The sequence below is a fragment of the Microbacterium sp. LWH10-1.2 genome, from assembly GCF_038397765.1.
GTDB classification, from domain to species: domain Bacteria; phylum Actinomycetota; class Actinomycetes; order Actinomycetales; family Microbacteriaceae; genus Microbacterium; species Microbacterium natoriense.
In genome coordinates this window covers 1543428-1557196 of the sequence record NZ_CP151638.1, presented here as the reverse complement: position 1 = coordinate 1557196, position 13769 = coordinate 1543428, and the positions used below count along the sequence as shown (strand labels likewise).

Below are 13769 nucleotides of genomic sequence, written 5' to 3'. Positions count from 1 at the left end.
CTCCCGAGGGGAGGGAAGGTGCTGGGCGCGAGGAGAGCGCGGGCGCCGTCAGCTGTTGCGCACCGGCCAGGTGCCGTCGAGCGCATCCTCAGGATCGAGTCGTCCGACGCTGATGAAGTACTCCGTCAGGCTCTCGGCCTGAGAGCGCGCCCATCCGATCTGTCGCGTGTGCAGCTCGCTCAGGGTTTCTGGGAGGCGGAACTGTCGCGCAAGCGCCTGAGCGACGCGGCCTGCGGCCACCGCATCCGCCGAGGCGTCGTGCGCGCCCTCCAGGGGCACCGCATAGTGCGCGGCGACGACCTCCAGTGTGCGCTTGCCGCGGCGGTACCTGTCGTACGCCTTATCGATGACGAGCGGGTCGATGATGGGCGACGGAGCGACGAGCGGAGGGATGCCGTGGCGCACGCACTCGTGGGCGAGCAGCGAGAAGTCGTAGGAGGCGTTGTAGGCGACGATCGGGACGCCCTGGTCGAGCAGCGAGCGCAGGGCCGCGGTGACCTCGGCGACCACCTCGCGCACCGGTCTGCCGGCGCGACGGGCCTGCTCCGTGGTGATCCCGTGCACGGCGGTGGCTCCGTCGGGGATGGGGATCCCGGGGTCCGCGAGCCAGTCCCGCGCGGCGATCTCGCGCCCGTTCGCGTCGAGGACGCCGACGTGCGCGGTCACGACGCGGTCGCTCTCCACGTCGACGCCCGTGGTCTCGAGATCGAACACTCCGACGCGGGTGAGCCACGTCGGGAGTGCGGGATCTGCGGGCATGCCCTCACGGTAGGCGCGGCCTCGGACATTGCCAGGAAGGCGCACGGCGACTCCGTAGACTCGGATCATGACCGCATCCTCGCCCTACGCCGAACGACTCCGCCGCCTTCCGGTGGAGCGGCACGAGGTCGAGGTCCGCGACGGCGTCACCGCGTACTGGCAGTACGGGGCGGCCGATGCCGAGACGACCGTCATCGCCGTGCACGGCTTCCGCGGAGATCACCACGGCCTGGAGCCGGTGCTCGCCTTCCTCCCGGAGGCGCGGGTCATCGCCCCCGACCTCCCCGGCTTCGGCGAGAGCGCACCGGTGCCCGGGCGCACGTACGACCTCGACGAGTACGCGTCCTGGCTCGTCGAGTTCGCCGCCGCGGTCGCGCCGGGTGCCGTCATCCTCGGGCACTCGTTCGGATCGATCGTCGTGTCGGCCGCGATCGCGTCCGGCCTGGAGACGCCCCGGCTGATCCTGATCAATCCGATCGGCGCCCCCGCCCTCGAGGGGCCCAAGGGGCTGATGACCCGACTCGCCGTCTTCTATTACGCGATGGGGGCGCGCCTGCCGGAGACGCTGGGCACGGCTCTGCTGCGGAACCGGGCGATCGTCCGCATCATGAGCGTCACGATGGCGAAGACGCAGGATCCGGAGCTCCGCAGGTTCATCCACGACCAGCACGACACGTACTTCTCACGGTTCGCGGATCGTGACGTGCTGCGCGACGCGTTCGTCGCGAGCGTCTCGCATGACGTGCGGGAGTTCGCCCCGAAGATCCACGTGCCGACGCTGCTGATCGCGGCCGACCGCGACGACATCACGCCGATCGAGGCGGAGCGGGTGCTCGTGACGCTGTTCGACGATGCGGAACTGGTCGAGATCGCCCATGTCGGGCACCTCATCCACTACGAGACGCCGGCCGAGGCTGCCGGCGCGATCCGTCGCTTCCTCAGGATTCCCGTCGCGCGAGGCCGATGAGCCCTGCCACCCGGAAGGGGATGACCTCGCCCATGGCGAGTGACGTCTCCGTCCGCTCGACGCCGTCGATCGAGAGGATGCGCGCGTCCGTGTCGAACAGGTGACGCGCGTCGCGGCAGGCCACCCTGGCCAGCAGATCGATCGAGCCGCTCAGGCCGTGGGCCTGGACGACCTCGGGGATGCGTGCGAGCTCGTTGATGATGCGCGGCAGCTCGGTCTGCCTGACGCCGATGCTCACGAACGCCTGCAGGGGGAATCCGAGGACATCGGGGGAGAAGGACCGCTCGTACGAGAGGAACACCCCGGTCTGCTCCAGCCGCGCCATGCGCGCCTGGATGGTGTTGCGTGAGAGGCCGAGATTCTCGGCGAGCGCGACGATCGTGATGCGCGGGTCGTCGGCGAGGGCGGCGAGGAGTTCCAGATCGATGCGGTCAAGTCCAGGCATAGTGCCAAAGAGTAGCAGTCTCGTATCGACCCGGATTTAGCAACATGCTCAACAGCCTCGCAATTGCTTGAGCGTCGTGTTGAACAGACGTACGCTCAGGTCATCGGCGGAGCTGCCGATGACCGACGTGCAGAGCCCCACGAGGGCAGCCACGACAGAGGAGGACGATGATGTCACCGCAACTCACGCCCATCGCGGACGCAGCGCAGGATCTCGAGCTCTCCGAGCGCATCCTCGGCCCCGACGGCACGCGCATCGCGAACGCCCAGCTCGACCCCTATGTGGCCGATGTGGATGCCGAGCAGCTGCGCGCCCTGCACCGCGACATGGTCGTCCTCCGTCGCATCGACGCCGAGGGCGTCGCGCTCCAGCGCCAGGGCCAGCTCGGTCTCTGGGCGCCCTGCAACGGGCAGGAGGCGACGCAGATCGGCACGGCTCGTGCGCTCGCGCCGCAGGACTACGTGTTCCCGAGCTACCGCGAGACCGGCGTGATCTACGCGCGAGGAGCCAAGCCGGGAGACTACGTCCGCATGTGGCGCGGCGAAGAGGGAGCCGGTCACGACCCGGCGGCGCTGCGCGTGGCGCCGCTGCAGATCATCATCGGCGCGCAGACCCTGCACGCCGTCGGCTATGCGCTCGGGATCCAGCACGACGAGACAGACGAGGTCGCCGTGACCTACTTCGGCGACGGTGCGACCAGCCAGGGGGATGTGAACGAGGCGATGATCTTCGCCGCCTCGTACCGCGCTCCCGTGGTCTTCGTCTGCCAGAACAACCACTGGGCCATCTCGGAGCCCGTCGCCGTGCAGTCGCAGTTCCCGATCGCCGGTCGCGCACCGGGCTTCGGCATCCCGAGCCTCCGCGTCGACGGCAACGACGTCCTCGCCTGCATGGCCGCCATGCGCTGGGCGCTGGAGCACGCGCGCTCGGGCAAGGGGCCGGCCTACATCGAGGCGGTCACGTATCGGATGGGCCCGCACACCACGGCCGACGACCCGACGCGCTACCGCGACGAGGCCGAGCTTGAATCGTGGCGCCGCCGTGACCCGATCTCCCGTCTCGAGGCCCATCTGCGAGCGCGCGGAGAGCTGAGCGACGTGCATGTCGCAGAGACCCAGGCTGCGGCGGATGCCGTGGCCAAGGAGATGCGCGCCGCGTGCCTCGGCATGGTCACGCGTCCTCCGCTCGCGGTGTTCGACGGCGTGTACGCCGAGCCGCACACGGGACTCGATCGCCAGCGCGACGAGTACGCCGCGTACCTCGCGTCGTTCGACGGCGAGGTGTGATCATGACCGAGCTGACTCTGGGCAAGGCCCTCGGCGCGGGTCTCCGGCAGGCGATGCGCGACGACGATCGCGTCGTCCTCCTCGGAGAGGACATAGGCAAGCTGGGCGGCGTCTTCCGCATCACGGACGGACTCCTCGACGAGTTCGGGGCGAAGAGGGTCATCGACACGCCTCTCGCGGAGTCGGGGATCGTCGGTGCGGCGGTCGGCCTCGCGTTCCGCGGCTATCGACCGGTCGTCGAGATCCAGTTCGACGGCTTCGTGTACCCGGCGTTCGACCAGATCGTGGCTCAGGTCGCGAAGCTGCACTACCGCACGCAGGGCAGGGTCAAGATGCCGATCACGATCCGCATCCCCTGGGCCGGCGGCATCGGAGCGGCCGAACACCACTCGGAGTCGCCCGAGGCGTACTTCGTGCATACAGCGGGCCTCCGCGTGGTCGCCGTCTCGAACCCCGAGGACGCCTACCGCAGCCTTCGACAGGCGATCGCCAGCGACGATCCCGTGATCTTCTTCGAGCCCAAGCGGCTCTACCACCACAAGGGCGAGGTCGATCTCGAGGCGCCGCTCGCCGATGCGCCGCCGATGGGGCTCGCCCGCGTCGTGCGCGAGGGGACCGATGCCACGCTCATCACCTACGGCGCCATGGTGACGACGGCGCTGCAGGCGGCGGAGGCCGCGGAGGACGAAGGGATCTCCCTGGAGGTCATCGATCTGCGCTCCCTGTCGCCCGTCGACTACGACTCGGTCGCGGCATCCGTCCGCAAGACGGGTCGCGTCGTCGTCGCGCACGAGGCCTCTCGCGAGGCGGGGGTCGCCGCCGAGGTCATCGCGAGCATCACGGAGCGCTGCTTCGAGTACCTCGAATCCGCCCCGTTGCGCGTGACGGGTCACGATGTGCCCTATCCGCCCGCGAAGCTGGAGAAGTACCACCTGCCCGACCTCGATCGACTTCTCGACGCGGTCGACCGCGTGCTCGATCGCCCGCACAGCCTGACGGGGGCCGACGCATGATCGCCGAGTTCCGCCTGCCCGACCTGGGAGAAGGGCTCACCGAGGCAGAGGTGGTCCAGTGGCTCGTCGCGCCTGGCGACAGCGTGGCGTTGAATCAGAACCTCGCCGAGGTCGAGACCGCCAAGGCCATCGTGGAACTGCCGTCGCCGTACGAGGGCGTCGTCTCGACTCTGCACGCCGAGGCGGGGGAGACCGTCGCCGTCGGCGCACCGCTGATCGCCTTCGATGTCGCGGGCACGGAGGAGACACCTCCCGCGGGGGCATCGGATGCCGAGGAGAAGGCGCAGCCGAACCTCGTCGGCTACGGCGCAGCACCGGCCCGCTCAGGACGTCCCGCTCGGCGTGCACGTCGGGTCGGAAGCCCGTCGATGACCGCGGACACCGCCGTTCTTGAGGCCGCACCGCACGATGCGCGGCCCAGCGCGAGCGTCGAGACCGTGATCGAGCGTCCTCGGTCGACGCCACCCGTGCGCGCCTATGCCAAGAGGCTCGGCGTCGACCTCGTCCTGGTGTCCGCCGTCGTGGGCGACCGCGTCATCACCCGTGATGACATCGACGAGTTCGCGCGGCGCGCCGGCATCCGCGCGGAGGAGGCGGAGACGACCGTGTCGGCTCCGCTCACCGCTGCGGCCCTGGCTGACGATGACCGCGAACTCCGGATCCCCATCCGCGGCGTGCGCAAGCACACGGCGGCTGCGATGGTCGAGAGCGCGTTCACGGCTCCGCACGTCACGGTGTTCCACACCGTCGACGTCACTGCGACGATGGATCTTCTCGCGTCGCTGCGGGAGGACCGTTCCCTGGCCGCGCACAGGATCGGCCCTCTGGCCGTGATCGCGAAGGCCGTGTGCCTGGCGCTCGGGCGGAACCGAGGGCTCAACGCCCGGTGGGACGAGGCCGCGGGCGAGATCGTGCAGCGCAACTACGTCGATCTCGGCATAGCCGCCGCGACCGAGCGGGGCCTCATCGTCCCGAACATCAGGGACGCGGAGCGCCTGACGCTGACCGAGCTCGCCGACGCGCTGAAGGCCCTCGCGGAGACCGCCCGTTCGGGGAAGACGACCCCCGCCGAGCTCGCCGGCGGGACCTTCTCGATCTCGAACATCGGCGTGTTCGGAGTGGATGCCGGGACGCCGATCCTTCCCCCCGGTCAGTCGGGCATCCTCGCCGTCGGCGCCGTGCGCCGTCAGCCGTGGGAGTACCGCGGCGAGATCGTGCTGCGCCAGATGATGACGCTGAGCCTGTCGTTCGATCACCGCCTCGTCGACGGCGCGGAGGGAGCGCGGTTCCTCAAGGACGTCGCCGACATCCTCGAGGAACCGGGGCGGGCGATGCTGCTCAGGTAGTCGCGCGGAGAGCGGCCTCCGCCATCGCGGCCAGGACGGACGCGGTGGCGGAGTGGCTTCTCGCCGCAGAGCGGGTGGAGTGCGGCGTCGAGTTGATCAGTCCGAAGCACGCCTGCACGCGCAGGCGGAGCTCATCGGACGACGTGTCGACGAGGGGACGCAGCGCCTCCATCCACAGTTCGATGTACGAGCGCTGCAGTCGACGCACGTCGGCGTGGTCGGACTCGGCGAGATGAGCGACGTCTCGATCCTGCACGCGGATGACCTCGGCGTTCCCCAACGCGAACTCGACGTGGAAGCCGATCAGCGCTCGCATCCGCTCTTCACTGTCGTCGACCTCCGCGGAGACCCGGGTGCCGCCGGAGACGAGGTCCTGGCTGACCTTCACGAGGACGGCTCCGAGCAGCGCCTGCTTTCCGGCGAAGTGCCGGTACACGGCCGGCCCTGATACGCCGACGGCCGCCCCGATGTCCTCGAGGCTCACGCCGTTGTAGCCGCGTGCGGCGAACAGCTGCGCCGCCTCGCGGAGGATGGCGTCGGAGCGCTCGGCCTTGGCACGGTCTCGGGCGGTGAGCGGGCTTGTCATCTCAGTTAATCCTCGCTAACCTGAATCATCGGGTTAGTGAACACTAACCGAGAATGCGTGCGGCGCGCCACCGTGTGTCGCGCGCTCGCGTGGGTCGAGGAGGACGTCACGATGCAGATGACCCAGGAGTCCCTGGCTGAGGAGCTGCGCGAGCGGCTCGCCGCCGCGGCGCTCGGCGGCCCGGAGGCGTCGCGTGCGCGTCATCTCTCGCGCGGAAAGCTCCTGCCGCGAGACCGTGTCGCGCGGCTGCTCGACGAGGGGAGCCCCTTCATCGAGGTCGCGCCCCTCGCGGCTGACGGTCTCTACGGGGGAGAGGCGCCGGGAGCCGGGGTGATCGCCGGCATCGGACTCGTGCACGGGCGTCACGTGATGGTCGTCTGCAACGATGCCACCGTCAAGGGCGGCACCTACTACCCGCTGACCGTGAAGAAGCATCTGCGCGCGCAGGAGATCGCTCTGGAGAACAGGCTGCCCTGTCTCTACCTCGTCGACTCCGGAGGCGCATTCCTCCCCAAGCAGGACGAGGTGTTCCCCGACCGCGACCACTTCGGCCGCATCTTCTTCAATCAGGCGCGCATGTCGGCCGCCGGAATCCCGCAGCTGGCGGCCGTGCTCGGTTCGTGCACGGCGGGCGGAGCCTATGTCCCCGCGATGAGCGACGAGACGGTGATCGTCCGCGGACAGGGCACGATCTTCCTCGGCGGCCCGCCGCTGGTGAAGGCCGCGATCGGCGAGATCGTCAGCGCCGAGGAATTGGGTGGGGGAGAGCTGCACGCTCGGCGCAGCGGCGTCGTCGACCACCTCGCCGAAGACGACGAGCATGCGCTGGAGATCCTCCGCGACATCGTCTCCACGCTGCCGGCGCCGCACGCCCCGGCCTGGGAGATCGTGCCGAGTCGTGATCCGGCGGAGACGTCCTCCCTGTACGAGGTCGTCCCCGTCGACGTGAACGCCGCCTACGACGTGCACGCGGTGATCGACCGCCTCATCGACGCGGACACGTTCCGGGAGTTCAAGTCCGAGTACGGAACCACTCTCGTCACCGGGTTCGCCCGACTGCACGGTCATCCCGTCGGCATCGTCGCGAACAACGGCGTGCTCTTCAGCGAGTCCGCCCTCAAGGGCGCGCACTTCATCGAGCTGTGCGACCAGCGCGGCATCCCTCTGCTCTTCCTGCAGAACATCTCGGGCTTCATGGTGGGGTCGGATGCCGAAGCCGGGGGCATCGCCAAGGACGGGGCCAAGATGGTCACCGCCGTCGCGAGCACCCGGGTGCCGAAGCTCACCGTCATCATCGGCGGCTCCTTCGGGGCGGGCAACTACTCGATGTGCGGGCGTGCCTACTCGCCGCGTTTCCTGTGGACGTGGCCGGCGAGCCGGATCTCCGTGATGGGCGGAGCACAGGCCGCGTCCGTGCTCGCGACCGTCAAGGAGGATCAGCTGACCGCTCGGGGGGAGTCGTGGAGCCAGGAGGAGCGCTCCGGGTTCGAGGCGCCGATCCGCGACCAGTACGAACAGCAGGGCGAGCCGTACTACGCCACGGCCCGCCTGTGGGACGACGGCATCATCGATCCCGAGAACACCCGCGACCTCCTCGGCCTCGCCCTGGACGTCGTGTCACGCAGCCCGCTGCCCGAACCGCGCTTCGGCGTCTTCCGGATGTGAGACTCATGAGCGACCACCTCTTCGACACCGTCCTCGTCGCCAACCGCGGCGAGATCGCACGCCGGGTCATCCGCACCCTGCGCGAGCTCGGCATCCGCAGCGTCGCGGTCTACAGCGATGCGGACGAGCAGTCGCCGCACGTCCGCGAGGCCGACGCGGCCGTGCGGGTCGGCCCTGCGCCCGCAGCGGAGTCGTACCTCGACATCGACGCCGTCATCGCGGCCGCACGGACGGCGGGAGCCCAGGCGATACACCCTGGTTACGGATTCCTCTCCGAGAGCGTCGGTCTCGCCGAGGCCTGCGCAGAGAGCGGCATCACCTTCATCGGCCCCTCGGTCGAGGCGCTGCAGATCATGGGAGACAAGGCCAGGGCGCGTGAGCACGTGACGCGATACGGCGTGCCCGTCGTCCCCGGCTTCGACGCCACGGGTCTCTCCGACATCGAGATCGCCGAGGAGGCGGAGCGGATCGGATTCCCGCTCCTCGTCAAGCCCAGCGCGGGCGGGGGAGGGAAGGGCATGGAAGTCGTCGCCGACGCCTCCGCGCTCACCGCGGCCCTCGCGTCCGCGCGCAGGGTCGCCTCGTCCGCGTTCGGAGACGACTCGCTCGTCCTCGAACGCTTGATCCGCCGCCCTCGGCACATCGAGGTGCAGGTGTTCGGCGACGAGCACGGCACCGTGCTGGCGCTCGGCGAGCGGGAGTGCACGCTGCAGCGCCGGCATCAGAAGGTGATCGAGGAGGCGCCGTCCGCAGGCATGCCCGCCGAGACCCGCGAGAGGCTGCTCGCCGCGGCAGTGCGGGCCGCCGAGAGCGTCTCCTACGTCGGCGCCGGAACGGTCGAGTTCCTCATCGACGCGGATGAGCCCGATGAGATCTTCTTCATCGAGATGAACACGCGTCTCCAGGTCGAACACCCCGTGACCGAGGAGGTCACCGGGCTCGATCTCGTCGCGCTGCAGCTCCGTGTCGCTGCCGGGGGACGACTCGATCCCGCGCCTCGAGTCCACGGACACGCGGTCGAGGCCCGCATCTATGCGGAGTCTCCGGAGCGAGGCTTCCTGCCGTCCACCGGACGGGTGCTGCTCTTCGATCCGCCGCAGGGTGTGCGGGTCGACGCCGCGATCGAGACCGGAAGCGAGGTCACCGGATTCTACGATCCGATGATCGCGAAGGTCATCGCCCTCGCCGCCGACAGGGTCACGGCGCTGCGCCGACTGGATGAGGCGCTGAGCCGGACGGTCGTGCTCGGCGTCGACACCAACATCGACTTCCTCCGGACGCTGTGCCGAAACGAGAGGGTCATCGCCGGCGATCTCGACACCGGGCTCATCGAGACCCTCCTGCGGCTGCCTGTGCCCTCTCCCTCTGCGCGCATGCTCGCCAGTGCGAGAGCCCGCGTGCAGGAGAGCGCGCCGACCGTCTCCGACGCGGGCGCCGTCTGGACCGCCCTCACGGAGAGGGATGCCGCAGACGTGGCGTTCCTCACGGATGACGACGCGCTGGTCGAGTCCGAATCGGGGACGCCGTCGCAGCTGCCGACGGCGCTCGATGCCGACGGCGCGGTCTGGGTCGCCGAGCGCGGCCGCACGATGCGTCTTCGTCCCCTCGATCGTCGGGCACGGATGCGGCGACGCCTCGCGACAGCGCAGCGGGCCGCCGTCGCCACAGAGCCCGAAGGCCGCGCCCCCATGCCGGGCAGCGTCGTGGCGGTGCACGTCGCCGACGGCGAGCGCGTCGCCGCAGGCACGCCGCTGCTGTCGATCGAGGCGATGAAGATGGAGCACCCGGTGCTCGCGCCGCACGACGGCACGGTGCATCTTCTGGTCGCCGTGGGCGATCAGGTGCGGCGCGACCAACCGGTCGCCCGCGTGACGACGAGTCCCCACGACGGGGCCGCAGAGGAGATCCGATGAGTGAAGATCTGAACGAGGACGAGCGCGAGCTCGCCGCCATGGTCCGGGAGTTCGCCGAGACCGTCGTCGCGCCGCAGTCCTACGAGGCGGACCGCACGCACACGCTTCCGATGGACGTGGTGGCGCAGATGGGCGAGCTGGGGTTGTTCGGCCTGCCCTTCCCGGAGGAGCATGGCGGTCAGGGCGGAGATTACTTCGCTCTGGGCATCGCGATCGAGGCGCTCGGGCGGGTCGATCAGTCCATCGCCATCACCCTGGAAGCCGGCGTCAGCCTCGGAGCGATGCCGGTGTTCCGGTTCGGCACCGAGGAGCAGAAGCGCGATCTGCTGCCCGATCTGCTGGCCGGCCGCGCCCTCGCCGGGTTCGGTCTGACCGAGCCGGAGGCGGGGAGCGACGCGGGCGCCACGCGCACCACCGCCCGCCTCGACGGCGATGAGTGGGTGATCGACGGGACCAAGCAGTTCATCACGAACTCCGGCACGCCCATCACGCGATTCGTCACCGTCACCGCCGTCACCGGGAACGAGGGCGGGCGCAAGGAGATCTCCACGATCATCGTGCCCAACGGGACGCCGGGGTTCACCGTCGAAGCGCCCTACGACAAGGTCGGCTGGAACGCCTCAGACACCCACCCGCTCACCTTCTCCGGGGTGCGCGTGCCCGCGGGCAACCTGCTCGGCGAGCGGGGGAGCGGGTTCCGCAACTTCCTCAGCATCCTCGATGAGGGACGCATCGCCATCGCGGCCCTCTCGACCGGCGCCGCGGAGGGGTGTCTCGAAGCGGCCGTCGACTACGCGAAGAGCCGCACGATCTTCGGCAGCGCCCTGAGCACCCGGCAGAACGCGCAGTTCACGCTCGCACGCATGCGCGCACGTGTGCACACCGCCCGTCTCGCGTGGCACCACGCGGCCCGACTGCGCGATGCGGGGAAGCCCTTCGCCGAACAGGCGGCGATCGCCAAGCTCGTCGCGGGAGAAGCCGCGATGGACAACGCGCGCGACGCGACGCAGATCTTCGGCGGCAACGGCTTCATGAACGAGTTCCCCGTGGCACGGCACTACCGCGACTCGAAGATCCTCGAGATCGGCGAGGGGACGACCGAGGTGCAGCTGCTCGTCATCGCCAGGGCTCTGGGTCTCGCCGGGTAGCGTGTCAGCATGCCAGACGCACTGACCGACGGGAGGGCGGCGAGGTGACCGCACGGGACATCATCCAGCGAGGTCTCTACTTCGAGGAGTTCGAGGTCGACGCCCGCTATCTGCATCGGCCGGGGCGCACGGCGACCGAAGCCGACAACGTGCTCTTCACGACCCTCACCATGAACACGCAGGCGCTGCATCTGGATGCCGCGTTCGCGCAGACCCAGGAGTTCGGCCAGCGGCTGATGAACTCCATGTGGACCCTGTCGACCATGGTGGGAGCATCCGTCGCCCAGCTCACTCAGGGGACCCTGGTGGCCCAGCTCGGTCTCGGCGACATCGCGTTCCCGCATCCGCTGTTCGCGGGGGACACGCTGTACACCGAGAGCACGATCGTCGCGAAGCGACCGTCGTCGTCCCGCCCCGGTCAGGGGATCGTCACGATCTCCCACACCGGGCGCAACCAGGACGGCATCGTCGTCGCGACCGCGAGCAGGACGGTCCTCGTCCGCTGCCGCCCCGAGGAGGAGAACCGATGACCTTCGATCTCGGACCCACGCTGCTGTTCTGCCCCGCCGATCGCCCTGAACGGTTCCGCGGTGCACTGGAGAAGGCGGACGCCGTCATCCTCGATCTGGAGGACGCGGTCCTCCCCGAGGCGAAGGCGACGGCACGGGGCAACCTGATCGACGCCGACCTCGACCCCGACCGCGTCATCGTCAGGGTGAACGCTCCGGACACCGAGGCGTTCGTCTCCGACCTCGCCACCCTCGCTCAGACGGACTTCCGCACCGTGATGGTCGCCAAGACGGAGGATCCCGAGCGCCTCCACGCCTTCGACGAGCGCTACTCCCTCATCGCCCTGTGCGAGACCGCCCGGGGGATTCATGCGGCGGATCGCATCGCCGCGCATCCGCGAGTGGTCGCGATGATGTGGGGCGCGGAGGACCTGGTCGCCTCCCTCGGCGGCACGTCCAGCAGGACGCCCGATGGCGGCTACCGCGACATCGCCCGCTATGCCCGCTCCCGTGTGCTGCTGGAGGCGGGAGCGCAGGGCAAGGCCGCCGTCGACGCCGTGCACATCGCGATCGACGACCTGCCGGCCCTCGCTCGAGAGGCAGCGGATGCCGCAGCATCCGGGTTCCGCGCCACCGCGTGCATCCACCCCTCGCAGGTCGCCACCATCAGGGACGCGTACCGTCCCGATGCCGCGACGGTCGACTGGGCGCATGCGGTGATCGCCGCGGCCGAGAGCGAGCGGGGCGTGTTCCGCTTCCAGGGCCGCATGATCGATGAGCCGGTGCTCCGGCACGCCCGCTCGGTGATCGACCGGGCCGGTTGATCACCGCCAGAGTCCACGCTCGTCGATCCAGGTGTGCCACGGGCTGATGCGGTCGACGTGCAGGATCCCGTCGTAGGACGCGCGGACGTCTGCGAGCTCGACCTCGGGTCCGTTGTGTGTGCCCGTCACGAGGTCGACGGAGGCGGGAGCCCCGGCGAGGTCGACGAAGAACGACCCTTCCGCGCGCGTGCTCAGCAGTGCGTCGAGCGTCTCCGCGCGCGGCCGATCCAGCTGCTGCACGAAGGGCGTGGAATGCCCGGGGGCGTCTGTCGGAGCGGGGCGGTGCAGCCACGCGGCACCACCGCCGAACGTCGTGCCGATGACGCGCAGGTCGTCGCCAAGGCGTCCGCGGAGATGCGTGCCCACGGTCGCGAGAGGCTCGGTCACGAACGGCGGCGCGAGGTAGGGCGTCGTGCGGACGTGCCCGTTCGCCGCGAACAGGACCACGCGCTCCTCCCGCTGCAGGACCCACTCGACCGCGTCGGCCATCGCCGAATCGCGGATGTTCGCCGGCGCCCAGGTGCGTGACGCTCCCTCCGCCATCGCCGCGAGGAAGGCGTCGGTGCTCCGTGCGAGCTCCGCGGCCCGCACGGCGACGTCGACCACGTCGGCGTCGGCTCCCGCCTGCACGTAGTCGGTCCTCCGAGCTCTGACCCGCTCCGTCATGCCCGAGATCGTCGAGGTCATCGCGCGGCGCCGTTCCTCGGCGAGACCCAGGTAGGCGTGCAGGGCGGTGGCCGCTCTCGCGAGGCCGGCGCGGTCGGCGGGCAGGTACTCGAACTCGGGCAGCAGGATGTCGCGCACGTGCCGGGCGTAGTGCGGATCCGCGGAGTCCAGGAACGTGACCACGTGCTGCACAGCCGGGAGCGATGAGGATGCCGAGTCGGGCACGTCCATCCCGTAGAAGCGCACCGGCGCACCGGCGACCGTCTTCTCGCGCAGCCACACGACGAGGTCCAGCGTCTCCTGGCACTTGCCGAAGTGGTAGGTGACCCCGTCGTTCAGGACGTCGCGCAGACGCCCTTCGCCGGAGCGCACCCAGTCATCGACCATGAGCCCTTCGACGACGCCGCTCTCCAGAACGATCGCCGTGAACCCCGCCCGCTCGACGAGGAATCGCAGCAGCCTGTTCCGCCAGGCGAGGAACTCGTGCGTGCGGTGCATCGATTCGCCGAGAGCGACGACGCGTGCGTCCCCGACGAAGGACAGAAGCGGTTCCAGCTGCTCGTCCGGTATGTCCTCCGGATCGACCGCGTCGAAGGCGACCCGGCTGCGGCTGAGCCATTCCGTCGTCTCGTCGACGTCCAT

Annotated in this window: 13 protein-coding genes; 9 read left to right on the top strand and 4 right to left on the bottom strand. The window is 69.8% G+C overall.

Translation table 11 applies throughout. The annotated features are described in order from the left end of the window. Window positions 1–48: 48 nt before the first annotated feature. Window positions 49–759 carry a 3'-5' exonuclease gene (locus MRBLWH10_RS07420; RefSeq protein ID WP_341942196.1) on the bottom strand — a complete coding sequence of 237 codons (711 nt, stop codon included), beginning with the start codon at window positions 757–759 and terminating at the stop codon, window positions 49–51. Between the two features lie 67 nt (window positions 760–826). Here MRBLWH10_RS07420 and MRBLWH10_RS07415 point away from each other — a divergent pair, with 67 nt between their 5' ends. Then, window positions 827–1726: an alpha/beta hydrolase gene (locus tag MRBLWH10_RS07415; protein WP_341942195.1), complete on the top strand. Its 900-nt coding sequence runs from the start codon at window positions 827–829 to the stop codon at window positions 1724–1726. Here the strand turns inward: MRBLWH10_RS07415 and MRBLWH10_RS07410 are convergent. Next, entirely contained in the window at window positions 1698–2171 is a 474-nt protein-coding gene (locus MRBLWH10_RS07410; RefSeq protein ID WP_105674993.1) for an Lrp/AsnC family transcriptional regulator, read from the bottom strand. The genes MRBLWH10_RS07415 and MRBLWH10_RS07410 overlap by 29 nt on opposite strands. 170 nt (window positions 2172–2341) lie before the next feature. Between MRBLWH10_RS07410 and pdhA the strand changes: the two genes are divergently transcribed. From pdhA to MRBLWH10_RS07395, 3 genes are read left to right on the top strand one after another with little or no spacing between them, the layout of a single operon-like run. Continuing rightward, window positions 2342–3457 (top strand): pyruvate dehydrogenase (acetyl-transferring) E1 component subunit alpha, encoded by a 1116-nt coding sequence (gene pdhA / locus MRBLWH10_RS07405; RefSeq protein WP_341942573.1) that lies wholly within the window; start codon window positions 2342–2344, stop codon window positions 3455–3457. Between the two features lie 2 nt (window positions 3458–3459). Then, window positions 3460–4470, top strand: a complete 1011-nt coding sequence (locus tag MRBLWH10_RS07400) for an alpha-ketoacid dehydrogenase subunit beta (RefSeq protein ID WP_105674995.1) — start codon at window positions 3460–3462, stop codon at window positions 4468–4470. After that, window positions 4467–5816 (top strand): dihydrolipoamide acetyltransferase family protein, encoded by a 1350-nt coding sequence (locus MRBLWH10_RS07395; protein ID WP_341942194.1) that lies wholly within the window; start codon window positions 4467–4469, stop codon window positions 5814–5816. Before MRBLWH10_RS07400 ends, MRBLWH10_RS07395 begins: the two co-directional genes overlap by 4 nt. Here MRBLWH10_RS07395 and MRBLWH10_RS07390 read toward each other — a convergent pair. Beyond that, window positions 5809–6402, bottom strand: a complete 594-nt coding sequence (locus MRBLWH10_RS07390) for a TetR/AcrR family transcriptional regulator (RefSeq protein ID WP_341942193.1) — start codon at window positions 6400–6402, stop codon at window positions 5809–5811. The two genes, MRBLWH10_RS07395 and MRBLWH10_RS07390, sit on opposite strands and share 8 nt — an antisense overlap. Window positions 6403–6513: 111 nt before the next feature. Between MRBLWH10_RS07390 and MRBLWH10_RS07385 the strand changes: the two genes are divergently transcribed. Genes MRBLWH10_RS07385 through MRBLWH10_RS07365 form a run of 5 tightly spaced genes read left to right on the top strand, consistent with a single transcriptional unit; the run spans window position 6514 to window position 12461 of the window. Beyond that, on the top strand, window positions 6514–8067 hold the full coding sequence (locus tag MRBLWH10_RS07385; RefSeq protein ID WP_341942192.1) for a carboxyl transferase domain-containing protein: 1554 nt from the start codon (window positions 6514–6516) through the stop codon (window positions 8065–8067). A 5-nt stretch (window positions 8068–8072) separates the two neighbouring features. Beyond that, window positions 8073–9980, top strand: coding sequence for a biotin carboxylase N-terminal domain-containing protein (locus MRBLWH10_RS07380; protein ID WP_341942191.1), 1908 nt, complete (start codon window positions 8073–8075; stop codon window positions 9978–9980). After that, complete coding sequence (locus MRBLWH10_RS07375) at window positions 9977–11128, top strand: acyl-CoA dehydrogenase family protein (protein WP_105675005.1); 1152 nt, start codon at window positions 9977–9979, stop codon at window positions 11126–11128. The genes MRBLWH10_RS07380 and MRBLWH10_RS07375 overlap by 4 nt, the downstream gene beginning before the upstream one ends. Before the next feature lie 44 nt (window positions 11129–11172). Continuing rightward, on the top strand, window positions 11173–11658 hold the full coding sequence (locus MRBLWH10_RS07370; RefSeq protein ID WP_341942190.1) for a MaoC family dehydratase: 486 nt from the start codon (window positions 11173–11175) through the stop codon (window positions 11656–11658). Continuing rightward, window positions 11655–12461: a CoA ester lyase gene (locus MRBLWH10_RS07365; RefSeq protein WP_341942189.1), complete on the top strand. Its 807-nt coding sequence runs from the start codon at window positions 11655–11657 to the stop codon at window positions 12459–12461. The genes MRBLWH10_RS07370 and MRBLWH10_RS07365 overlap by 4 nt, the downstream gene beginning before the upstream one ends. Here MRBLWH10_RS07365 and MRBLWH10_RS07360 read toward each other — a convergent pair whose 3' ends face one another. After that, entirely contained in the window at window positions 12462–13769 is a 1308-nt protein-coding gene (locus MRBLWH10_RS07360; protein ID WP_341942188.1) for an erythromycin esterase family protein, read from the bottom strand.